Origin of the sequence: Stutzerimonas stutzeri, from assembly GCF_024448985.1 — a bacterium.
In the GTDB taxonomy this organism is placed as follows: domain Bacteria; phylum Pseudomonadota; class Gammaproteobacteria; order Pseudomonadales; family Pseudomonadaceae; genus Stutzerimonas; species Stutzerimonas stutzeri_AP.
Genome location: NZ_JAMOII010000011.1, coordinates 17865 through 41360, shown reverse-complemented (window position 1 = coordinate 41360; position 23496 = coordinate 17865). Strand labels below are relative to the sequence as shown.

The following is a 23496-nucleotide window of genomic DNA, read 5'->3' as shown; positions in this document are numbered from 1 at the left end:
CTTCATCGAAGCCCATCACGCCTATCGACTGCCGCTTCGCCAGGGTTATCCAGCCTCAACATCTATAGTCATTCAAGCCGCAAAGAATCGGCGCCCGTCAACGTGCGCAAGCACAACGTGCATTTTTGCAGATGCACTATGCGGCAAGCCTCATTGATGCAGAGAAATTTGCACTCTAGGATCAGGACAGCCGTATCCAATAACAACAACCGCTAGGACCCACCATGACCCAGTCAAGTGCCATCCCCACAGTCAAACTCCTGATCGGCGGTGAGCTGGTCGAATCGGACACTAGCGAGTGGCGGGACATTGTCAATCCGGCAACCCAGGACGTACTGGCCCGTGTGCCGTTCGCCACCGAGGCTGAAATGGATGCGGCAGTCGCGAGTGCAAAAGAAGCATTCAAAACGTGGCGCAAGACGCCCATCGGCACTCGTTCGCGAATATTCCTCAAGTACCAGCAGTTGATTCGAGAAAACATGAAAGAGCTGGCGGCGATCCTAACCGCCGAACAAGGTAAGACCCTACCGGATGCTGAAGGAGATGTGTTCCGCGGTCTGGAAGTTGTCGAGCACGCCGCAGGCATCGGTAATTTGCAGCTGGGCGAGCTGGCTAATAACGTCGCTACAGGCGTTGATACTTATACGCTGCTGCAGCCACTGGGCGTCTGCGCCGGCATCACGCCGTTCAACTTCCCAGCGATGATTCCGTTGTGGATGTTCCCGATGGCCATCGCCACCGGTAATACCTTCGTGCTGAAACCATCCGAACAGGACCCGATGGTAACGATGCGTCTCGCCGAACTGGCGATGGAGGCCGGCGTACCCCCAGGCGTGCTCAACGTCATCCATGGCGGGGCCGATGCGGTAAACATGATCTGCGATCATCCGGACATCAAGGCTGTTTCCTTCGTGGGCTCCACCAAGGTCGGTACCCACGTCTACAACCGGGCCAGCCAGGCCGGTAAGCGCGTGCAATGCATGATGGGCGCGAAAAACCACGGCATCATCATGCCCGACGCACACAAGGAGCAGACGCTTAACAACCTGCTCGGTGCTGCGTTTGGCGCTGCGGGGCAGCGCTGCATGGCGTTGTCGGTGCTGATTCTGGTCGGTGAAGCACAGAGCTGGTTGCCCGACTTGGTAGCTAAGGCCAAGACCCTAAAGGTCAACGCGGGCGCTGAAGACGGTACCGACCTCGGTCCGGTGGTCTCTTGCGCAGCGCTTGATCGCATCAGCTCACTGATCGAACGCGGCGTTTCGGAAGGCGCCGAATTGGTACTCGATGGACGCAACCCAAACATTGCCGGTTACGACAAAGGCAATTTCGTCGCGCCGACGATCTTCTCCGGGGTAAAGCCGGAGATGAGCATCTACCGCGAAGAGATCTTCGGACCAGTGCTCTGCGTGATGCAGGTCGATACCCTCGACCAGGCGATCGAGCTGATCAATGCCAACCCCAATGGCAACGGTACCGCCCTCTTCACCCGTTCCGGCGCTGCGGCCCGGCACTTCCAGGAAGAGATCGATGTGGGTCAGGTGGGCATTAACGTGCCGATTCCAGTGCCGGTGCCGATGTTCTCATTCACAGGTTCGCGCGCCTCCAAACTCGGTGATCTCGGCCCCTATGGCAAACAGGTTGTGCAGTTCTATACCCAGACCAAGACCGTCATTCAACGCTGGTTTGACGAGAACGAGGTTGGCGGGCCCGTGAACACTACAATCAATTTGAAATGACCACCGTCCGCGCCGTGTCTATCACGGCGCCGACAGCTGCCCCTAATAAGAAGAAGGAAATGGCCATGCATATCGGATTTCTCGGACTCGGCAACATGGGCGGGCCCATGGCCCACAACCTGCTGAAAGCAGGCCATCAGGTCAGTGTCTATGACCTGTCCCCCACGGCGGTTTCCGGGCTGGTGACGGCCGGCGCAAAGGAAGCCACCTCGCCTGCTGCAGTTGCCCAGGCAGGGATTGAAATGATCATCACCATGCTGCCGGCTGCCACCCACGTGAAGCAGGTTTATCTCGGCGAGGACGGCTTGCTCGCCCATGTACCCGCCGGCGTGTTGTTAATCGACTCGTCGACAATCGATCCGATGAGCGCACGCGAAGTCGCCGCCGCCGCATCAGCAAAAGGTAACCCGATGCTCGACGCACCCGTGTCCGGCGGCACGGGCGGTGCGGCTGCCGGCACCCTGACGTTCATGGTAGGAGGTACTGACGCGGACTTTCAGAAAGCGCAGCCTATTCTCGCGACGATGGGCAAGAACATCGTCCATTGTGGCGGCAGCGGCAACGGCCAAGTGGCCAAGGTCGCCAACAACCTGTTGCTCGGCATCTCCATGATCGGCGCTGCCGAAGCCATGTCCCTGGGCGTCGCGCTGGGCATGGATGCCAAGGTCCTTGCCGGCGTAATCAACTCGTCCAGCGGGCGCTGCTGGAGCTCCGAGATCTACAACCCTTTCCCCGGCGTGGTTGAAAACAGCCCGGCCTCGCGCGACTACAGCGGCGGCTTCGGCACCGACCTGATGCTCAAGGACCTTGGGCTGGCCAGCGAAGCGGCCAAACAAGTACGCCAGCCGGTTATCCTCGGTGGTCTCGCGCAGCAGCTGTACCAGGCCTTCAGCATGCAGGGCAACGGTACGCTGGATTTCTCCGCGATCATCAAACTCTACCGCCAGGAGGATCGAACATGACCCAGGCAGAAGCGCCGGTATTGATCGAGGTTCGTAATCGCGTCGGCTATCTCACCCTTAACCGCCCAGCCGGGCTGAATGCTGTAACGCTGCTAATGGTCCGCAACCTTCATCGGCAGCTGCGGGACTGGGCTGACGATCAGGATGTGGTTGCCGTGGTATTGCGGGCCGCTGGCGAAAAGGCCTTCTGCGCTGGCGGCGACATTCGCTCGCTGTACGACAGTTATCAGAATGGTGAAAACCTGCACCGCGTCTTCTTCGAGGAAGAATATGCACTGGATCAATACATCCACGCCTACCGCAAACCGCTGTTGGCACTGATGAATGGGTTCGTCCTTGGCGGTGGCATGGGGCTGGTCCAGGGCGCGTCGCTGCGGGTGATTTCCGAGCGTACGCGCATGGGCATGCCGGAGGTCGGCATCGGCTATTTCCCGGATGTCGGCGGCAGCTATTTTCTTCCCCGCCTGCCAGGCAATCTCGGCATTTACATGGGCATTACAGGTAACCATGTAAGCTCGGCCGATGCGCTGTACGCCGGCCTGGCTGATTACTGCGTCCGCTACGAGCGGTTCGCTGAACTGGAACAACGCCTGGATCAGCAGGACTGGCGCGCGCCAGCCCAGGAAACTATGACGAATCTGGTCAGTTCCATGGGCCGCACCGAGCTGCCGGATGCGCCATTCAAGGCGCTCTTCCCTGCCATCGAAAAGCATTTCGCCTACGACAGCATCGCCGACATCCGCCAGTCACTTGCCGAAGAAAACCGTCCCGAGTATCGCGACTGGGCAGCCGAAACCCTCAAGATCATCGACAGCCGTTCGCCGTTGTCACTCAGCGTCACGCTGGAAATGCTCCGTCGCGGGCGCACGCTATCGCTCGCGGAGTGCTTCCGCATGGAGCTGCACCTCGACCGCCAATGGTTCGACCAGGGCGACATCATCGAAGGCGTTCGTGCATTGATAGTCGACAAGGACAAGAATCCGCGCTGGAACCCGCCTACGCTGGAAGAAGTAACGCCAGAACGCGTGGCAGCCTTCTTTGCTGGCGTCTGACCCAAGGGGCTTCACATGCAAGACATCGAACTGAGCGAAGAACAGCGGATGATCCGCGACATGGCGCGCGACTTCGCCCGCGCCGAAATCGCGCCGAAGGCGCAGGCGTGGGAAAAAGCCGGCTGGATCGACGACGACACCGTGACGCAGTTGGGTGAACTCGGGCTGCTGGGCATGATCGTGCCCGAGCAATGGGGTGGCACCTATATCGACTACGTTGCGTACGCGCTGGCTGTCGAGGAAATCTCCGCCGGTGACGGTGCCATTGGCGCATTGATGTCCATTCACAGCTCGGTCGGCTGTGGCCCCATCCTGAAATACGGCACGCCGGTGCAGCAAGACGAATGGCTGCCGGACTTGGCGACCGGTCGCGCCATCGGCTGCTTTGCCCTCACAGAACCCCAGGCAGGTTCCGAGGCGCACAACTTGCGCACGCGTGCCGTGTTGGATAACGGTGAATGGGTGATCAACGGCGCCAAGCAGTTCGTCAGCAACGGCAAGCGCGCCAAGATCGCAATCGTCTTCGCCGTCACCGATCCGGAGCTAGGCAAGAAAGGACTGTCGGCGTTCCTGGTGCCTACCGACAATCCCAGTTTCATCGTTGACCGCATGGAAAGCAAGATGGGTATCCGCGCCTCGGACACCTGCGGCGTGACCCTTCGCGATTGCCGCATCCCGGAAGCCAACTTACTAGGCCCGCGTGGCAAAGGACTGGCCATTGCTTTGTCCAACCTCGAAGGTGGCCGGATCGGTATCAGCGCCCAAGCCTTGGGTATCGCCCGCGCAGCATTCGAAGCCGCGCTGGGTTACGCCCGTGACCGTATCCAGTTCGACAAACCGATCATCGAGCACCAAAGCGTGGCGAATATGCTGGCAGACATGCATACCCGGCTCAACGCAGCGCGTCTTCTGATTCTGCACGCCGCCCGCCTGCGCAGCGCGAACCTGCCATGCCTGTCCGAAGCGTCCCAGGCCAAGCTGTTTGCTTCCGAGGTCGCGGAGTACGTCTGCTCCAAAGCCATGCAGATTCATGGCGGCTACGGCTATCTCGAGGACTATCCGGTGGAGCGCTACTACCGCGACGCTCGGATTACCCAGATCTACGAAGGCTCCTCCGAGATACAGCGCCTGCTGATCGCGCGTGAACTCAATAACTATGGGCTGTGACGGCAGCGCCCGAAGTGTGACGGCCGGGTAGTAGCAAGGGGGCGCCAGGCACTTACTTGTAATCATTGATGCAAGGCATAACGCAACGGACAGCAACTCGGCGTGGCGCGACAAAAGCCATCCAACGCTTGGCCGTTAGATGAAACACCTCGAAAGCAGTATTCCGAGTAACGGATGTCAGCAAGCACGGGCGCCGCGCCGTTTTCGTCGTCCGACATCCCAAACAACAATAAGAAGGATACGAAGATGCTCAAAGGTACGATGCAGCAGACCCCGCTCATGATCAGCGGCATTCTGACCCACGCGGCCGTTGCCCATGGCGACCGGGAAATCGTTTCGCGACTGGTCGACGAGCCTCAATGGCGTTATGACTACGCAGGCCTGGCAAAACGCGCTGGCCAAGCTTCCGCAATGTTGCAGAAGCTTGGGGTCAAGCCTGGCGACCTGGTGTCCTCCATGGCCTGGAATACCCATCGTCACTTCGAGCTGTTCTTCGCTGTGCCTGGCATCGGCGCTGTCTTGCACACTGCTAATCCTCGGCTATCCGATGACCAGATCATTTACACCCTCAACCACGCAGGAAGCGCTGTGCTGCTATTCGACCGCAGCTTTCTTGCTGTAGTCGAGCGTGTGCGGCCACGCCTGGAACACGTCCGCACCTTCATCATGCTCTCGGATGCCCAGCGCACGGACCCCGGCAATATCGGTGCACTGAGTTACGAAACGCTCATCGCCGACGAGCAACCTGTCAGCGACTGGCCGCAGTTCGACGAAAATGCGGGGGCCATGCTCTGCTACACCTCCGGCACTACCGGCAACCCGAAGGGCGTGGTCTACAGCCATCGCTCCGTGGTGTTGCATGCCATGGCCGCAGGCCTGACCGGCGCCTTCGGCTTCTCGGCCTTCGACTGCATCATGCCCTGCTCCTCGCTCTATCACGCCACCGCCTGGGGCGTGCCGTTTACTGCCGCAATCAACGGCTGCAAATTCGTCCTGCCCTGCGACAAGATGGACGGCGCGAGCCTGCAAGAGCTGATCCAGGCAGAAGGCGTGACCTTCTCCGGGGGCGTACCAACGATTTGGAACATGTACCTCAATTATCTGGAGCGCACCGGGGAGTCCACCGGCGAGCTCAAATGTCTGGTGATTGCCGGCTCCGCCGTGCCCCGCGCATTGGCAGAGAAATTCGAAACCAAATATGGCGTCAGCGTTCGCCAGCTGTGGGGCATGACCGAAACCAGCCCACTCGGCGTAGTTGCCACCCCGACGCCCAAGCTCGCCGCCATGGGCGAAGCCGCAACCAACGAGGCTATCTGGACCCGTCAGGGCCGGCTTCAATTCGGCATCGAATTGAAGATCGTCGACGAAGCTGGCAACGAGCTGCCGCATGACGGCACCACCTCCGGCGCGCTGCTGGTCCGCGGGCCCTGGACCGTCGAACGCTACTTCCGCAGCGATGCCAGCGCCCTGGATGCTGACGGTTGGTTCGACACCGGCGACATCGCCACACTCGACCCCAACGGCTATATGCGCATCACCGATCGCAGTAAGGATGTGATCAAGTCCGGCGGTGAGTGGATCAGCTCCATCGATATAGAGAACATCGCCGTGGGCTGCCCCGGTGTACGCGTTGCCGCGGTCGTCGGCGTGACTCACGAGAAATGGGAAGAACGTCCCGTCCTGATCATTGAGCCCCACGACGATGTCGAGATCTGCGTCGAAACCGTGCTCGCCTTCCTGGAGCCGCAGATCGTCAAATGGTGGATGCCCGATGCCGTCATCATCGACAGCGTTCCGCTGACCGCTACCGGCAAGATCGATAAGAAGACTCTGCGCGACCGTTATCGCAACCATCTGCTGGAGATGAGCACGAGCGCGGCAAGCACTTAGGCCGTGCCGTCCACCCTACGATTGAACAAAGGGCGTAGGTAGATCGCGCTTTCCCGATCCACCGATAGATGCTGGCGGCAAGTGCAGGAAGCGATCTCCGTTACTTGGCGCCACTGAGCGGCTTTATGACGGCTGCGACGACAGGTTAGCGTCCGGACTGATGATGACGCTGTCATTTCGATACGCGAGCGCCGGATAGAGGCGCTATGCGTCTGGCCGCTACGCCTCGGGGGCTAACGATGTCGAACGATGAAAAATAACCCCGCCAAGGTCCTCTACTCGGCCTGCGTGTGCTGGAGTTCGCCAGTATCGGCCCCGGCCCACATTGCGCAATGTTGCTGGCCGACCTCGGCGCCGAGGTGATCCGCATCGAGCGCGAGGGCGGCAACGGGTGGCCCAACCCAGTGGCTGATCGTGGCCGCAAACGGTTGACGTTGGACATCCGCACCGAAGCCGGGCGCGAGCAATGCCTGACGCTTTTGGAGAGCGCCGATGTGCTGATCGAAGGCTTTCGTCCCGGTGTGATGGAGCGGCTGGGCCTTGGGCCAGAACACGTCCATGCGCGCAACTCGCGGTTGGTTTACGGCCGCATGACCGGCTGGGGCCAGAGCGGTCCACTCGCCCAGGCTGCGGGACATGACATCAATTACCTAGCGATCACCGGCGCACTGGCAGCGATAGGTGGCCGCGAAGGCCCGGCGATTCCGCCGCTCAATCTGGTAGGCGATTTTGGCGGCGGCTCGCTGTATCTGGCGTTCGGCATCATGGCCGCGCTGTGGGAGCGAGAACGATCGGGCAAGGGGCAAGTGATCGATGCTGCGATCGTCGACGGTGTGTCCTCCATGATGACCTTCTTCGCCGGCCTCTTGCCCCGCGGTGCAATCTCCCTCGAACGCGAGCGCAACCTGCTCTCAGGCGCGGCACCGCATTACCGCTGCTATACCTGCGCCGATGGTCGCGAGATCGCCGTTGGTCCGTTGGAACCGCAGTTTTTTGCAGAGCTGATGCAGCGAATCGATGCGCCGGAAAACCTGCGACAAGGCTGTGCCGACCCGGACCGTTGGGAAGAACAGAGCGAACAGCTCGCCGCCCTGTTCGCCAGCCGAACCCAAGCCGACTGGTGCGCCCTACTCGAAGGTAGCGACGCTTGCTTCGCGCCGGTGCTCACCCTGGAAGAAGCCGTGCAACATCCGCACATGCACCAGCGCGGCGTCTATCGCAGCATTGACGGCGCGCTGCACGCCGCGCCGGCGCCGCGCTTCTCGCGGACGCCGGGGGCGATACGGGACTCGGTAGATGCAGCAGGTTGGGATTGAGTAGCTTAGATAGAACGGCGCTTAGTTCAACCACCATCAACTCCGACATGCACCAACACCACAGCAGATCGGAAAAGCGCTCTAACTGACTCCGAACACCATAATCGCGAGCAACAAGGGCCAGCCCAATCAGGCAGTCTCCCGCATGCCTAATTTCGCGCACCGTCGCGACCATTGCCAAACGAGTCGGGACAGGCGCGCCGCAATTTCATCAATTTCTTCTTCGGTGCAGATCAAAGCCGGCAGCAGACGAATCGTTTGCCCACGCGTGACGCTGATCAACAGCGCTTCATGCTCCAATGCATAGGCTACGAGCTCGCCGCACGGACGATTCATTTCGATACCGACCATCAGACCGAACGCGCGAATCGCTACCACGCCATCACATCCCCCGAGCCCCTGGCGCAGCGCGCCCTCAAAGCGCTGCCCCATGGCTTTCGCATGTTGCGGTACGCGATCACGCTCCATCACATCGACGACAGTGCAGCCTATTCGACAGGCCATTGGATTGCCGCCAAAAGTTGAGCCGTGGTGGCCGGGTGAAAAAAGGTCCGCCGCAGCACCTCTGGCCAGGCATGCGCCGATTGGAAATCCGTTGCCGAGGCCTTTGGCCAAAGTGATTACGTCCGGCAAAACACCTGCATGCTGGTACCCGAACCATGCACCAGTGCGCCCGAATCCCGTCTGCACCTCATCGACCATGAACAGCCAGTCATTTGCAGTACAGAGGTCTCGCAGCGCCTGCATATAGGCAATAGGCGCAATGCGTACACCGCCCTCGCCTTGCACTGACTCGACCAGTACCGCAACGATATTGGAACATTGCGATGCAAGTTCCATGACTGCGTCGATGTCGGCATACGGCGCCCGCATGAAACCTGGCATAAGCGGCTCGAAGCCCCGATGGACGCTTGGGTTGCCGGTTGCGGCCAACGTTGCGAGTGTGCGGCCGTGAAAACTGTTCTCCATCACCAGAACGACTGGTTGAGCTACTTTCCTGCGGGTCGCGTGCAAGCGAGCCAGTTTTAGCGCCGTCTCGTTTGCTTCCGCTCCAGAATTGCAGAAAAACGCTCGCCGCATCCCTGAGATCGCACAAAGTCTCGAACCGAGCGAGTCCTGCCACTCGATCCCGAACATGTTCGAGGTATGCATCAACCGGCCCGCCTGATCGGCAATGGCTGCGGTTATCTCAGGGTGCGAGTGACCGAGGTTGGTCACCGCAACCCCTGATATGGCATCGAGATACTCCCTACCGTGGGTATCCCACAGGCGGATACCCTGGCCACGGGAGAAGTAGACCGACTGCCTGGCATAGGCATGCATCAGATGAGAGCCCTGATCATCCACAACTGTTACTCCATTAATGAAAGCAGTGTTGCGCTCTGTGTTAACGGCCGAAAGCTATGCTCCGTGCCCAGTACCCGGATTCCGCTTGGGCCGACTTCGAGATAGCGCCGCTCGCCATCAGACACCTGCATCTCGACACGATAGCCCTCGTCTGCCGGAAGACGCTGAGCGATGTCTTGCATCGCCTCCAACGCCCATGGCGCATCAGATTCGAAATGGCCAAGATGCTTTTGGTAGCGGCCAATGTTCAGGCGGTAGACAGGCATGGCAATCATTCCTTAGCGAAGAGAGGGAACCGAGTCGAAAGGCGCAGCTCGACCGAGTCGCTTTGAAGAGTTAGCGCAAGAGACTCGACCACTTTGCGGCTGGCAGACTGAACGGCGTCGGTGAGATTCATGCCGGTCAGCAGCGCTGCGGCAAGTGCGGCACTGAAGAGGTCACCGGTTCCCTTAGGCGATACGTTGACTCGCTCATGCTCGATCACCTCGGCGTATGTTTTCGTCACCACCACTACGTACATGCGACCCATAGGCCAATCGCGTTTAGCTGCGCTGGTAACCACGACCCACTGGGTGCGCCCAATCAGTAGGCTGCGTGCGGCATCGATAACCTCTTCGAGCGTTTCAGCCTGGCGACCGCACAGGCGCGCCAGTTCGAAAGCATTGGGTGTAAGGCCATGAGCAAACCGGAGCAGATGATCCTGAAAGGCACGCACCATCGAGGGGTCTACGTACATCCCGCAGTCATCGTCACCGAGCACAGGGTCCAGCTGAACGCATATGTCGGAAAACTTCCCTAATACGGTACCCAGCCAGCGCGCTAAAACCGCTGCCTGGGTTGTGTTTCCGAGGTAGCCCACCAGGATGGTTTTAACCGAGCGCAAGGCATCCCGGGCCTCCAAGTCTTTCAGATAGCCGGCGAACCAGCTGGTCGGAAGCGCACCGCCATGTACGGTTGGGTAGTGAGGGGTATTGCTGAGCACTACGGTGGGTATGGCCCCTACAGCAAGTCCGCTCGCATGGAGCACAGGCACGGCGACGCTGTTACCAACGCATCCGTAGACCACCTGCGATTGAATTGAAATCACGTCGAGTGAAAGCGGCTCTGTACCTGACATATCGGCGAAATCCCTGCTGGCAGCCATCAATGCATGCTCCAAATTTGCAGCCTGCCGATGATCCGCGGCTGTAGAGACCACAGCCTAAGCTGGCGTTGATTCGATTGCCTGGGTAGCAACCTTTGATCTGGAGTGTAAGATTGTCCTGTGATCAAGTAAACATTGTCATAGGACAATATGGAAATTATAAGCAAAACCGCAGCCGATATCTTCGAAACGATACGAAGCCAGGTTCAGACGCATCAGTTGAACCCGGGTCAGACGCTACCGCCCGTAAGGCAGCTAGCTTCCGAGCTTGGGGTCAACCGCAACACAGTTGCCGCTGCATACAGACGTCTGGTAACGGCAGGTATCGCCGAGACCCGGGGGCGGCTCGGAACCGTGATCTGTGAAACGGCTAGTCCCGGCGAGCAGGAAGGTCGGATCGGTCACACTCGGCTGACCGATTTGTCGAGCGGCAACCCGAACCCGACGTGGTTACCCGATCCGGTTCTTGCACTGTCTCAGCGTAAATCCCATCTGCGGCTTTACGGCGACGCACCTGTTGATCCGGTCTTTCAGGACGCAGCCTATCGGTGGCTAGTCGACGACTGCCCCTCGCCTCCAGAAATCGACCTGAGCCATGGCGCAGTGGACGCCGTTGAACGGCTGCTGGCCACCTACCTTGCTGCGGGGGACAAGGTTGCGGTCGAGAGCCCATGCTTCATCAGTAGCATCAACACGCTGCGTATCGCCGGCTTACAGGCTGTCGGCATTCCGGTAGACGAGCAAGGAATGCAAGCAGGCGCGCTCGCGGACGCTTTAGCGAAGGGAGTACTGGCAGTCCTGATCACGCCTCGTGCGCACAATCCCACCGGATCGAGCGTCAGCGCCGAGCGGGCTGAGGAATTGCGGGTAGTGCTTGAGCGGTACCCGCACGTTTTCGTACTAATAGATGATCACTTCGCATTGCTGTCCGACTCGCAGTTTCACCAAGTCATTCCCTCTTCCACCAGACGCTGGGCGTTGATCAGATCAGTATCCAAAGCGTTCGGGCCGGACCTTCGGCTCGCTGCTGTCGGCAGCGATCGCGAGACATCGCAGCGGTTGCGGCTGCGACTGGCGCCAGGCACCACCTGGGTGAGCCATCTGCTGCAGGATATCGCTCATACCTGTCTGACATCGCCCCTGTTCGCAGAGCAAATCGAGCACGCCCGTGCCGACTACAAAAATCGCAGAGACGTTCTGATTGATGCGCTCAGTGCTCAAGGGATACAGGCCCAACGTCCGTGCGATGGGCTCAACGTCTGGGTACCGCTCAGAGAAGACGTCGAGCCGATCATTTTGCGTCTGGCCCAGCGAGGCTGGGTCGTTCGCAGCGGTACGGGGTTCACCGTTCAGGAGCCGATACGCGGCATTCGCATCACCACTTCGATGCTTGATGCTGACCAGGCTGCCCGCTTCGCCGAAGATCTAGGTAGTTGTTTCTGATTGCACAGCGAACCGGCCGGATTTGGCGGGCTCCTGTTCAATTCACCGTCCGGCGCCGCTGCTTCAATGCGTGCGCAACGTCGCGAGCCAATGCCGGCACGCTAATAGGGTTCAGGTTTCCGATACTGATCCGCACGGCCGCTGGGCTTTCCAGCCTGAACGGTGACCCCGCCTGGATAGCCCAGCCCAACGATGCCAGCGTCTGTACAACCGAGGTCTCGTCCGAGACGGGCAACCATACGTGCAGCCCCTCCCCCTGAGCAGGCACAACCACTCCCAGGTCGTTTAGGCCACGAATTAAGGCCGAACGCCGTTCCAAGTACTCTGTTCCTACCCTTGCCAGACGACTGCTATCGAGCATCTTCTGCCAAAGGTGTCCTGCGAGTCTTTGCAACAACAGGCTGACCCATCGAGGGCCGAGCGCCTGCTGACGGTGCATGCTCTTGATCACATTGGGGCTTCCTGTGACCACCGAAACGCGCAGATCTGGTCCTAGGAACTTGCTTACCGATACGACGTAGAGCCAGCTAACCGGCTCGCGGTTGAAATCCAAGGGTTTGGCTGCGCTGAGCGGTCCCCAATGATCGTCGAGAATGAGTAGCGTATCGGGCGCGCCTGCAAGCGTATCGACCCACGCCTTCCAACGGCCTCGGCTAAGGCAAAAGCCGGTGGGGTTGTGGGCGCGCGGCGTCAGGATGACCGCCGCCGCAGAACGAAGAACTTCAGCAGATGGAACCATGGCGCCTTCTGCATCTACCGGGACAGGAACAGCCTTAAGCCGCAAGCTTGCCAATAGGGCAAGCGCTGGCGGCCAGCATGGATCTTCCACGACCACTTTGCTGCCCGGCCGGCAGCGTAGACGAAGCGCGCGCTCCACCGCATCGAGCGCTCCGGAGTAAACGCCCAGCTCCTGGCAAGGAATTCTTTGCTGAGACAGCCAATGGCCGGCAACCTCGAGCAGCTGCGGATCGTTACTTTGGACGTCATAGCCGGATTGACTCTCCGTGAGCCAGCCAGCTTCGATGGCAGGCAAGGTCGCCCCGTCAATATTTCCGGAGGCCATGTCTCGCAAACCGTCCGGAATAGTGGTTTGGGTCTCGGCCCTCGGCATCTCGCTCGCAACGCGCGTTCCGCGCCGTCCGTCAGTAACTATCAGGCCTGCATCACGCAGCAGCTTATAGGCCGCAGCCACTGTGTTTGGGCTGACTTGGCGCTGCTCCGCGAGTGATCTGACGGCAGGCAACATGGCGCCGTCTTGGTAAAAACCCGAACGAATTTGCTGCTCGATCGATTCGGCAATCTCGACAGCGGTCGATCCGTTAGATATTGTATTCATACATTCATTCTATTGTATTGGTACATAAATGCAAACCGTCCTTGTCATTCGTTTTCTAGCTTTCGAAGATCTCGGCTCGCTGCAGCAAATTCTTGTTGGCCGCGGATACCAAATCGAAACATTGGACGCGAACCTCGAATCGCTCGCGAGTCACGATCCGTCAGCCCCCGATCTGGTCGTTGTTCTAGGCGGACCAATCGGTGCTTTCGACGAAGCGAAGTACCCGCTCCTGAAGGCCGTTCTGTCGTTCGTAGAACAACGTCTCCAGTGCGGTAAGAGAATATTGGGAGTTTGCCTTGGTGCTCAGCTGATAGCACGGGCACTGGGCAGCAACGTAGGTCCAATGGACCAAAAGGAGATCGGCTTTGCGCCGGTATCTCTCACGGATGCGGGCCTGCAGTCCTGCCTGGAGCCGCTAAGTAGCGGCGTACCGGTACTGCACTGGCATGGGGATCAATTCGAAATCCCCGCTGGTGCGACGCATCTCGCCGCCACCGAAATTTGCCCGAACCAAGCGTTCGCTATAGGCAACTCGGTTTTAGCCCTTCAGTTCCACCTTGAGGCGAACCCGCATCATATCGAGCCCTGGCTCGTCGGCCACGCAGGTGAGCTCGATAGCATCAAGCTCGATCCGCGCGTCATAAGAGACCAGGCGCAGGCATGCGGGGAGGAACTGCTCACCGCCGCTCAGATGATTTTTGCATCCTGGTTGGATAGGAACTGACGGAGCCGCGCAAATGTTACTCGGGACGATTCAAACCATCATGACTGGAAGAGCGGTGCCATTCACTCGGCCTGGGACTTTCAGCGGAATCAATAAAAGACCACGCCTGGGCTCGGTTAGCGTCGGGATTGAGGGATTCGAGGGTGACGAGCAAGGAGATCGGCGCGTGCATGGAGGACCCGACAAGGCCATTCATCACTACCCGTACGACCACTATCGGCACTGGAGAGAAGCGTTTGGGCATCGAGAATTACTCGCTGCCCCTGGGGCCTTCGGTGAAAACATATCGACCGTTGGGGTCACCGAAGAAAATATTTGCATGGGAGACATCATCTCGTGCGGTTCCACAGTGCTAGAGGTTTCACAAACCCGACAGCCTTGCTGGAAACTTGATGATCGCCTCGGAATAAAAGGCGCTGCATTCGAAATGCAGCGCAGCGGCAAAGTTGGTTGGTACTACCGGGTATTGGAACCAGGGACAATCGAAGCCGGCGCTGCGCTGGACTTGCTCGAACGACCGAACCCCGAGTGGCCTCTGCGCAAAGTGCTTCAGCTCCTTTATGTAAACACCATGAACTTGGACGCATTGACGCGCCTCCAGTCGCTTCGGTTGCCGCCCTCCTGGCAGAAGCTTGTGGCAAATCGAATCAGGACCAGCACTGTTGAATCATGGGACAAGCGACTGGGCGGGCCAGAACCCGATGCAAGCGAATCACATGACGACGCGTTTTCCCCTAAAGCGCGCCGGCTTGTGCGCGATGCCCAGATCCCCAATGCCCCAGTCACAGCCGAGATGCAAAGTGAAAAGCATCAACGAGACACTTAATTATGAAGTGGTTCGCCAGTTCACGTTGGCTGCACTAGTCTGGGGCGTACTGGGCATGGGAATGGGCGCATTCATTGCAGCTCAACTCGTTTGGCCAGCACTGAACTTCGACTTGCCGTGGACTAGTTTCGGACGAATCCGCCCTATCCATACGAACCTCGTCATCTTCGCATTCGGTGGCAGCGTTCTGTTCGCCACGTCGCTATTCGTAGTGCAGCGGACATGTAGAACACCGCTTATCTCTCCTGTCGCTGCAAAGTTCGTATTCTGGGGATGGCAGCTAGCGATCCTTGCGATGATCATAAGCTACGCGCTGGGCTATACCACTTCGAAAGAGTATGCAGAGATGGAATGGCCGATCGCTGTCTGGGTCACGGTTGTTTGGGCCGTCTATATCTACTTGTTTTTCGGGACAATAGCCAAGCGGACAACCCAGCACATCTATGTGGCCAATTGGTTCTTCGGAGCATTCATCATCGTGACCGCAATGGTCCACGTTATTAACCATGTCGCCGTACCGGTCAGTGTGCTCAAATCATATTCAATGTATTCGGGAGCCACCGATGCGATGATCCAGTGGTGGTACGGACATAGCGTCGTCGGATTTATATTGTCGATCGGTTTTTTGGGGATGATGTATTACTTCGTACCCAAACAAGCTGACCGCCCCGTCTATTCGTACCGGCTTTCGATCGTACATTTCTGGGCAATCATCAGCTTATATATCTGGGCTGGTCCTCACCATCTGCACTACACCGCTTTGCCCGATTGGGCGCAGAGCCTGGGCATGGCCATGTCGATAATTTTACTGGCGCCAAGTTGGGGCGGGATGATCAATGGTGTAATGACGCTGTCAGGTGCGTGGCACAAATTGCGCACCGATCCAATCCTTCGTTTCCTGGTGGTATCTCTTGCCTTTTACGGGATGTCGACCTTTGAAGGTCCAATGATGGCGATCAAGACAGTCAATGCGCTATCTCACTACACCGACTGGACCATCGGCCATGTTCATGCAGGCGCGCTGGGTTGGGTTGCGATGATCTCGATCGGCACGCTGTACAACATGATTCCCGAGCTATGGGGCAAGAGCCGGATGTACAGCATCAAGCTCATCGACGTGCACTTCTGGCTCGCAACAGCCGGGACCGTTCTCTACATCGCCTCGATGTGGGTAAACGGTATCACGCAGGGCTTGATGTGGCGGGCAGTCAATGACGACGGCACCCTTACTTACTCCTTCGTCGAAACCCTGGAAGCAAGTCACCCAGGTTATGTGGTGCGCCTCCTGGGTGGATCGCTCTTCGTGATCGGAATGGTTTTAATGGCTTACAACGCTTGGTGCACGTTAGTTATTCCGGCGGAACGATTCACCACTGCTCGACGCCCTTCTACTGCCGAGGTTGTTTGATGAGCTTGTTATTGATGCTAATCGGGACGATAGCTGGTGCTGGGCTCTTCGCTTATTCGATATTGAGGCTAACAGAACAGGATGTCCTTGATGCTTCTCATCTCCCATTTGCTGATGAGCCAGATTACAAACCGCAGGCATTATTCAAGGCGTAGGCCAAGCGATCTTCAAGTCTAGCTTTGTTGATTACGAAGCAACTCCACTCGTTCAGATAATCCGTCTTCACTCTCGAGATTCTAATGTCCAATCGCAGTCATTACGCCCCTGTGCCAACCAAAATGGCTTTCAGTCGAATCGATCGCCTTCCTGCGTATGTTTTCAATGTAACGGCAGAATTGAAACTCGACGCCAGACGCAGAGGAGAGGACATTGTCGACCTCAGCATGGGTAACCCGGACGGTGCGACTCCCCCACACATCGTGGCGAAGCTTTGTGAGGTCGCCCAGCGGGACGACACTCACGGATATTCGAGCTCAAAAGGTATCCCTCGGCTACGTCGCACAATCACACAGTGGTACCAGAGCAGATACGACGTCGAGATTGATCCCGAAACGGAGGCAATCGTCACGATCGGTTCAAAGGAAGGGCTTGCGCACTTGATGCTAGCGACACTGGATGCCGGGGACACGGTGCTAGTGCCCAACCCAAGCTATCCGATCCATATTTATGGCGCTGTGATCGCTGGCGCTCAAGTCCGCTCCGTACCACTTGTTTCAGGTGTGGATTTTTTTATCGAACTGGAGCGGGCCATACGCGAATCCATCCCAACGCCGAAAATGATGATTCTTGGCTTCCCATCGAACCCCACCGCGCAGTGTGTCGATCTCAATTTCTTCGAACGGGTGATTGCTCTCGCCAAGCAATACGGAATTCTGGTCGTGCATGACCTCGCTTACGCAGACATTGTGTTCGATGGCTGGCAAGCCCCTTCGATCCTGCAGGTGCCTGGGGCCAAGGATGTTGCAGTCGAATTTTTCACATTGTCGAAAAGCTACAACATGGCCGGATGGCGCGTTGGCTTTATGGTTGGAAATGCTGAGCTCGTAAACGCCCTGGCACGCATCAAGAGCTATCACGACTACGGCATGTTTACCCCACTACAAGTCGCCGCAATCGCTGCATTGGAGGGCGACCAGAACTGCGTGAAGCATATCGCTCAGACCTACCAAGCCCGCAGAGATGTCTTGGTCTCGGGATTGCGAGCCATTGGCTGGGCGGTGGAGCAGCCAAAGGCAACCATGTATGTCTGGGCAAAGATACCCGAGCGGTATCAGCAACTAGGCTCGCTTGAGTTTGCAAAAAAACTACTGGCAGAGGCCAAGGTTGCGGTATCTCCCGGTATCGGTTTTGGCGAGTATGGAGATGACCATGTCCGCTTTGCGCTTATAGAGAACAAGAGTCGCATTCGTCAGGCGTTGCGAGGAATTCGGTCGATGTTAAAGGCGGAAGTCTCTGAGTTTGAGACCGCCCCAGCGGAAAGCCGGTAGGGTGAATATCGCTGCATCCATCCCATGCAGTAATCATCACCACCGAGTCATGTCTGGGGATCGAAGTGCGATACGCAGCCGAATTCACTCCCCCAAATTGCGCGCAATCACCAACCGCTGAATGTCACTGGTCCCTTCGTAAATCTGGCAGACCCGAACATCGCGGTAGATGCGCTCCACCGGGAAGTCCTGCAGGTAGCCATATCCACCAAGCGTCTGGATCGCCGCCGAGCAAACCGTCTCGGCCATCTCGGAGGCGAACAGCTTGGCCATCGAGGCTTCGACGAGTGCAGGCTGTCCGGCCTCGCGCAGTGCGGCGGCATGCAAAACCATCTGCCGGGCGACCGCAATCTGGGTCGCCATGTCAGCCAGACGGAAGGCGACGGCCTGGTGCTCGCTGATCGCCTTGCCAAATGCCTCGCGCTCACGGGCATAGTCGCGTGCCGCTTCGAATGCCGCGCGGGCCATGCCCACGGCCTGCGCCGCGATGCCGATGCGCCCGCCTTCAAGGTTGGCTAAGGCGATGCGATACCCCTCACCCTCCTCGCCCAGACGCTGGGATTCGTGCACCCGCATGTCTTCGAAGGCCAGCTGGCAAGTGTCTGACGCGTGCTGGCCTAGCTTGTCCTCGACACGTACTACCTGATAACCAGGCGTGTCCGTTGGCACGATGAAGGCGCTGATGCCGCGCTTGCCGGCGTCAGGGTCGGTCACGGCGAAAACGATTACCGTGCCGGCGTGCTGGCCCGAGGTTATGAATTGCTTGGCGCCGTTGATCACGTAGCCTTCGCCATCACGCCGCGCGCGGGTGCGCAGGCTGCTGGCGTCGGAGCCAGCATGGGGCTCGGTCAGGGCGAAAGCACCGATCTGCGCGCCGCTCGCCAATGGCGCCAGGTATCGCTCCTTCTGTTCTTCAGTGCCGAAGCGCAAAATCGGGACGCATCCAACCGAGTTGTGCACGCTCATGATGGTCGAGCAGGCACCGTCGCCGGCTGCGATCTCTTCCAGTGCCAGCGCATAGGCGATATAGCCGGTCTCGCTACCGCCCCATTGCTCGGGGCAAAGCATGCCGAAGAAACCGAGCTCGGCCATTTCCTTGATTGCCTCGGCCGGGTAGCGATGTTCACGGTCCCAGTCCGCAGCGAAGGGCTTGAGCCGCTCCTGAGCAAACTGCCGGGCCATATCGCGGATGCTGATTTGGTCGTCGTTGAGCAACATGACAGGTCCTCAGTCGAGCAATTCGATAGCCATGGCTGTCGCTTCGCCACCGCCGATGCAGATGGCAGCAATGCCTTTACGCAGGCCACGGTCGCGCAATGCCGCGATCAGGGTCACGAGAATGCGCGCACCGGATGCACCGATTGGGTGGCCTAGCGCACAGGCGCCGCCGTTGACGTTGACCTTGGCGTGATCAAGGCCCAGCTCGCGCATGGTGACCATGCTGACCACTGCGAACGCTTCGTTGATCTCGAACAGGTCCACTTCATCAAGACGCCAGCCAGTGCGTTCCAGCAGCTTGTGGATGGCTCCGATCGGGGCCGTCGGGAAAAGATTAGGCGCATCGGCGAAAACGGCATGCCCATGAATCACTGCCTGAGCCTTCAAGCCTCGACGCTCGGCTTCGGAGCGGCGGGTCAGCAGCAAAGCGGCGGCACCGTCAGAGATCGAACTTGAGTTGGCTGCAGTGACGGTGCCCCCTTCGCGGAACGCCGGTTTGAGTGATGGGATCTTGTCCGGCATCGCTTTGGGCGGTTGCTCGTCGTCACGAATGGTGCGCTGCTCGCGCCCCTGGGTAACGTCCAGCGGGACGATTTCACTGGCGAAGCGGCCACTGGTGATCGCGTCGCGAGCGCGCTGCAACGATGTCAGCGCGTACGCGTCCTGCTCTTCACGGCTGAAGCCATGGTTCTGCGCGCAATCTTCGGCAAAGGTGCCCATCAGCCGGCCCTTGTCGTAGGCATCTTCTAGACCATCGAGAAACATGTGGTCGAGCACCTTGCCATGTCCCATGCGATAGCCGCTGCGTGCCTTTTCCAGCAGGTACGGCGCGTTGGACATGCTCTCCATGCCGCCCGCGACGATCAGATCGACACTGCCAGCGCGCAATGCATCGTGCGCAAGGATGGCCGCCTGCATGCCCGAACCGCACATTTTGTTCAGCGTCGTGGATGCGGTCGCTTTACCCAACCCGGCGCCGAGCGCCGCCTGACGGGCCGGCGCCTGGCCGAGGCCGGCCGGCAGCACACAACCCATCAGCACTTCCTGCACCTGTTCGGCGACAACACCGCTGCGCTCAACCGCCGCGCGAATCGCAGCCGCGCCCAGCTCCGGCGCGCTGAGGCTTTTCAGATCACCCTGAAAACCGCCCATGGGCGTACGGGCGCTGCCCAAAATCACGATTGGATCGTTGTTCATCATGTATCTCCCGATTATTTGGCGGCCATGCGCAGCGCGCCGTCGAGGCGGATCACTTCGCCGTTGAGCATGTCGTTCTCGATGATGTGGCGCACCAGCGCCGCGTACTCATTCGCTCGCCCCAGACGCGGCGGGAACGGCACTCCGGCTGCCAACGAGTCGCGTACTTCCTGGGTCATGGCGGCCATCATCGGCGTCTCGAACACGCCCGGTGCGATGGTCATCACGCGAATGCCGTGACGCGCCAGTTCGCGTGCGGCCGGCAGCGTCATGGCGACTACGCCGCCCTTGGATGCGGCATAAGCGGCTTGGCCGATCTGTCCGTCGTAGGCGGCAATGGAAGCCGTGTTAATGATCACACCTCGATTGCCTTGCACATCCGGCTCACCGCGCGACATTGCCTCAGCGGCCAGGCGCAGCATGTTGAAACTGCCGATCAGGTTGAGGCCGATGACCCGGCTGAAACTCTCCAGCCCGTGCGGGCCCTGGCGACCGAGAACCTTTTCGCCGCTTGCAACGCCGGCGCAGTTGACCAACCCATGCAGGCCGCCGAAATGTTCTACCGCCGCATTCACTGCCGCCTGCGCCGCGGCCTCGTCACACACGTTGGTGACCACACCGTGAGCGCTTGCGCCCAGCGCTTCGCTGCGCTCGTTCAACAGCTCGGCGTTGATATCCGCCAGCACGACCTTCGCGCCCGCGGCGATCAGCGCTTCGGCAGCTGCCGCACCCAGACCGGAAGCGCCGCCGGTGATCAGAAAAACCTTGTCTTGAATGTTCACAGCATGACCTCACGAAAATGTTAGGGATCGCTGCAGACGCGCTGCCGGATCTCGCTGGTTCCATCTTCTTCAGACCGGTTTACCCGGACAATGGTCGTTGCACGCAATCGCGATGACTGTTTTGGCCAAATAACCTGCACGGCGCGGCGTAGCCGACATCCATAGCAAGGCTACGCTTCCGTACTATCAGTTTGGGCCGCTAGATGGCTCAGCCTTGTTCGCCTCACCCCAGCACTCTCCCCAACGGGGCGAGGAAGCCAGTAGCCGGACGTATCGAGCAGGCTTTGACGACGAGACCGAGGGCAGCGGCAGCGCTGGTTGCCTCAAAACAAGGGTGGTTGGAGCGCCATCAGATCTAATCCGACGAACTTGCCGATCTCGCTTGGCTGGGCCTGCAGCTTATGCGTCTGGAGCGCGGCGCTCCTCGCTTTTGAAGGAACACGCTTGGCCTATTCATCGGCGCTGAGGATCAATCCACGATACTGGCCCGGATTGGTGCCGGTCCACTTGCGGAACGCCTTGTAGAAGGAGCTGACATCGGCGAAACCGAGGCGCTCGGCGATTTCGGCGTAGGTGATACCGGCGTCTGCCAACCACAGCGTGGCCATCTCCTGACGTACCAGATCCTTGATCGCCTGGTAGGGCATTCCGGCTTCGGCCAGTCGCCGACGCAACGTCGAGGGTGAGACGCACAGCGTTTGCGCGAGCAGTTCGCTGGTCGGCCATCGATCCGCCGGCAGCTCGCGCAGCTGTGCCTTGATGCGGCTGGCGAGGCTGGTGGTGTCGCGGTATTTGACCAGAATGTTGGCCGGGACATGAGTCAGAAAGTCGTGCAGTTCCTGCTCGCTGCGTCGCACTGGCAGGTCCAGCATCTCGGCGGCAAAAATGATCCGAGTGCTGGGTCGGGCGAAGCGCAGGTTGTCTGAGAACATCACCCGATAATCATCGGTATAGGCTGGTTCGGCGCAGCGCAGTTCCACGGCCAACAGCGGGATGCGCCGCCCGATCAGCCAGCACGCCAGGCCGTGCACCAACATCCAGAACGTGAAGTAAGTGAACGCCCTTGGTGGCGGTGAATCCGCATGCTCCAGCAGTACGACTTCAGCCAGGCTCTCGCTGCGGTGCAGCTTGCCGTGAAAATGTTCGAAGGTCAGGCCGAAAAAATCCAGCGCCAGCCGCAGCGCACCGTCGAGCGTCGGCTGTGCCATGGCCGCACGTGCAACGAAGGCAAAGCTGCCCGTACGCATCCGCCGTGAATCCATGCCGAAGAACTCGTCATCGAAACGCCGCGCCAGACGGCGCCATAGCTTGCTGTACTCGACCACATCGATCCGCGCCGCCGGGTCATCGAGGTCGATCGGTGAAACATCCAGAGCTTGCAGCAGCACAGTGGCCGTCTGCGTTGGCGTCATGAAGGCCTGCAGCGCTTCTTCCACCAGCCGTACGGAAATGGTGCCCTTGTCCTCGCGCATCATGCTCGCCCCATCATCTGATCCTGGCTGCTGGCGGCGACCTCACGAAGGAAATCCCAGCACACGCGCATCCGCGCCAGGTCCTTGTTTTCAACCGGCATCAGCATCCAGAAGGTGCGGGTGAACTCGATCTCCTCGACCAGAACCTCTTTCAACAAGGGTTCCTTGCGGGCGGCAAACGCCGGCAGGATCGCCAGCCCAGCGCCGGCAGCAACGGCTTCCTGCTGCGCAAGAATGCTGGTGCTGCGCAGCGAGTGCTGGCGCGGCCGCATGATCTCATCGAGAAAGTTCAGCTCTTTGCTATAGAGCAGGTCCTCGATATAGCTGACGAAAACGTGGTTGCTCAGATCATCCCGATTGCGGATCGGTGGGTGCTGCGCAAGATAAGTCTCCGAAGCGTAGAGCCGCAACACGTAATCGGTCAGTTTGGTGATCACATAGGGGCCGCGCTCCGGGCGCTCCAGCGTGACGACGATATCCGCCTCATGCCGCGCCAATCGCACCGAACGCGGAACCGCCAGCAAGTCCACGCCAAGGTGCGGATAGTCGCGGGTCAGATTGGCCAGCTGACCGGCCAGCATCACAGTGCCGTAGCCTTCGGTGGCGCCGATGCGCACCTGGCCGGAGAGCTTGTCGGCGCTCAGGCTCGGTTGTTCGATCGAGGTAATGGCGCTTTCCATGGCCTCGGCTTGCACCAACAATTCGCGACCGGCTTCGGACAGGCGATAGCCCGCCTTGGCGCGAATGAACAGTTGCCGGTCCAGGGTTTTCTCCAGTGCCTGCACGCGTCGCGCCACCGTCGTGTGATCGACTGCCAGGCGTCGCGCGGCGACGGTCAGCTTGCCCGCCCGGGAGAGTTCGAGAAAGAAACGCAGGTTGTCCCAATCCACTTCAGGCTCCATCCATTTGGCTTGAGCGTGCCAACTTGTGCAAAAACACAGAATACCTCTGCATTTCGCACCATGGGTTTACTATTTTTACGCTGCTAG

General features: G+C 59.3%; 20 protein-coding genes. 11 read left to right on the top strand and 9 right to left on the bottom strand.

Translation table 11 applies throughout. The annotated features are described in order from the left end of the window. The first annotated feature begins 224 nt into the window (after positions 1–224). The 6 genes from NA647_RS13180 to NA647_RS13155 all read left to right on the top strand — a co-directional run bounded on the left by NA647_RS13180 (position 225) and on the right by NA647_RS13155 (position 8123). On the top strand, positions 225–1736 hold the full coding sequence (locus NA647_RS13180; RefSeq protein ID WP_256058079.1) for a CoA-acylating methylmalonate-semialdehyde dehydrogenase: 1512 nt from the start codon (positions 225–227) through the stop codon (positions 1734–1736). 65 nt (positions 1737–1801) lie between these two features. Further along, positions 1802–2698, top strand: coding sequence for a 3-hydroxyisobutyrate dehydrogenase (mmsB, locus tag NA647_RS13175; RefSeq protein ID WP_256058078.1), 897 nt, complete (start codon positions 1802–1804; stop codon positions 2696–2698). After that, positions 2695–3750 (top strand): enoyl-CoA hydratase/isomerase family protein, encoded by a 1056-nt coding sequence (locus tag NA647_RS13170; RefSeq protein WP_256058076.1) that lies wholly within the window; start codon positions 2695–2697, stop codon positions 3748–3750. Before mmsB ends, NA647_RS13170 begins: the two co-directional genes overlap by 4 nt. A 15-nt stretch (positions 3751–3765) precedes the next feature. Beyond that, the gene (locus NA647_RS13165) at positions 3766–4917 is read left to right on the top strand and encodes an acyl-CoA dehydrogenase family protein (RefSeq protein WP_256058075.1); all 1152 of its coding nucleotides are present in this window, start codon (positions 3766–3768) and stop codon (positions 4915–4917) included. Positions 4918–5163: 246 nt separating this feature from the next. After that, on the top strand, positions 5164–6807 hold the full coding sequence (locus tag NA647_RS13160; protein ID WP_423836476.1) for a long-chain fatty acid--CoA ligase: 1644 nt from the start codon (positions 5164–5166) through the stop codon (positions 6805–6807). A 284-nt stretch (positions 6808–7091) separates the two neighbouring features. Next, entirely contained in the window at positions 7092–8123 is a 1032-nt protein-coding gene (locus NA647_RS13155) for a CaiB/BaiF CoA transferase family protein (protein WP_256058140.1), read from the top strand. Positions 8124–8252: 129 nt separating this feature from the next. Here the strand turns inward: NA647_RS13155 and NA647_RS13150 are convergent, their stop codons facing one another. From NA647_RS13150 to pdxK, 3 genes are read right to left on the bottom strand one after another with little or no spacing between them, the layout of a single operon-like run. Next, on the bottom strand, positions 8253–9470 hold the full coding sequence (locus NA647_RS13150) for an aspartate aminotransferase family protein (RefSeq protein ID WP_423836475.1): 1218 nt from the start codon (positions 9468–9470) through the stop codon (positions 8253–8255). A gap of 5 nt (positions 9471–9475) precedes the next feature. After that, positions 9476–9736: a cytoplasmic protein gene (locus NA647_RS13145; protein ID WP_256058074.1), complete on the bottom strand. Its 261-nt coding sequence runs from the start codon at positions 9734–9736 to the stop codon at positions 9476–9478. A 5-nt stretch (positions 9737–9741) separates the two neighbouring features. After that, on the bottom strand, positions 9742–10614 hold the full coding sequence (gene pdxK / locus NA647_RS13140) for a pyridoxine/pyridoxal/pyridoxamine kinase (protein ID WP_256058137.1): 873 nt from the start codon (positions 10612–10614) through the stop codon (positions 9742–9744). 150 nt (positions 10615–10764) lie between these two features. On the opposite strand from pdxK, the gene ptsJ reads away from it, so the two are divergent. Further along, a complete protein-coding gene (gene ptsJ, locus NA647_RS13135) occupies positions 10765–12057 on the top strand; it encodes a transcriptional regulator PtsJ (protein WP_256058073.1) in 1293 nt (430 codons plus the stop codon). 37 nt (positions 12058–12094) lie between these two features. Here ptsJ and NA647_RS13130 read toward each other — a convergent pair whose 3' ends face one another. Continuing rightward, positions 12095–13393, bottom strand: a complete 1299-nt coding sequence (locus NA647_RS13130) for an aminotransferase class I/II-fold pyridoxal phosphate-dependent enzyme (protein ID WP_256058072.1) — start codon at positions 13391–13393, stop codon at positions 12095–12097. Positions 13394–13421: 28 nt separating this feature from the next. Here NA647_RS13130 and NA647_RS13125 point away from each other — a divergent pair, with 28 nt between their 5' ends. From NA647_RS13125 to alaC, 4 genes are all read left to right on the top strand, one after another. Continuing rightward, positions 13422–14117, top strand: coding sequence for a glutamine amidotransferase (locus NA647_RS13125; protein ID WP_256058071.1), 696 nt, complete (start codon positions 13422–13424; stop codon positions 14115–14117). 166 nt (positions 14118–14283) lie between these two features. Then, the gene (locus NA647_RS13120; protein WP_336604954.1) at positions 14284–14943 is read left to right on the top strand and encodes an MOSC domain-containing protein; all 660 of its coding nucleotides are present in this window, start codon (positions 14284–14286) and stop codon (positions 14941–14943) included. Then, positions 14918–16351, top strand: a complete 1434-nt coding sequence (ccoN, locus tag NA647_RS13115; protein ID WP_256058070.1) for a cytochrome-c oxidase, cbb3-type subunit I — start codon at positions 14918–14920, stop codon at positions 16349–16351. Before NA647_RS13120 ends, ccoN begins: the two co-directional genes overlap by 26 nt. 239 nt (positions 16352–16590) lie before the next feature. Beyond that, positions 16591–17838 (top strand): alanine transaminase, encoded by a 1248-nt coding sequence (alaC, locus tag NA647_RS13110; RefSeq protein ID WP_272889681.1) that lies wholly within the window; start codon positions 16591–16593, stop codon positions 17836–17838. An 84-nt stretch (positions 17839–17922) separates the two neighbouring features. Here alaC and NA647_RS13105 read toward each other — a convergent pair whose 3' ends face one another. The 5 genes from NA647_RS13105 to NA647_RS13085 form a co-directional block, all read right to left on the bottom strand. After that, on the bottom strand, positions 17923–19056 hold the full coding sequence (locus NA647_RS13105) for an acyl-CoA dehydrogenase (RefSeq protein WP_256058069.1): 1134 nt from the start codon (positions 19054–19056) through the stop codon (positions 17923–17925). Positions 19057–19065: 9 nt separating this feature from the next. Then, positions 19066–20253, bottom strand: a complete 1188-nt coding sequence (locus NA647_RS13100) for an acetyl-CoA C-acyltransferase (protein ID WP_256058068.1) — start codon at positions 20251–20253, stop codon at positions 19066–19068. Positions 20254–20267: 14 nt separating this feature from the next. After that, entirely contained in the window at positions 20268–21035 is a 768-nt protein-coding gene (locus NA647_RS13095) for an SDR family NAD(P)-dependent oxidoreductase (protein ID WP_256058067.1), read from the bottom strand. Positions 21036–21484: 449 nt separating this feature from the next. Further along, the gene (locus tag NA647_RS13090) at positions 21485–22510 is read right to left on the bottom strand and encodes an AraC family transcriptional regulator (RefSeq protein WP_256058066.1); all 1026 of its coding nucleotides are present in this window, start codon (positions 22508–22510) and stop codon (positions 21485–21487) included. Next, positions 22507–23397: a LysR family transcriptional regulator gene (locus NA647_RS13085; protein WP_256058065.1), complete on the bottom strand. Its 891-nt coding sequence runs from the start codon at positions 23395–23397 to the stop codon at positions 22507–22509. Before NA647_RS13085 ends, NA647_RS13090 begins: the two co-directional genes overlap by 4 nt. Positions 23398–23496: the final 99 nt, after the last annotated feature.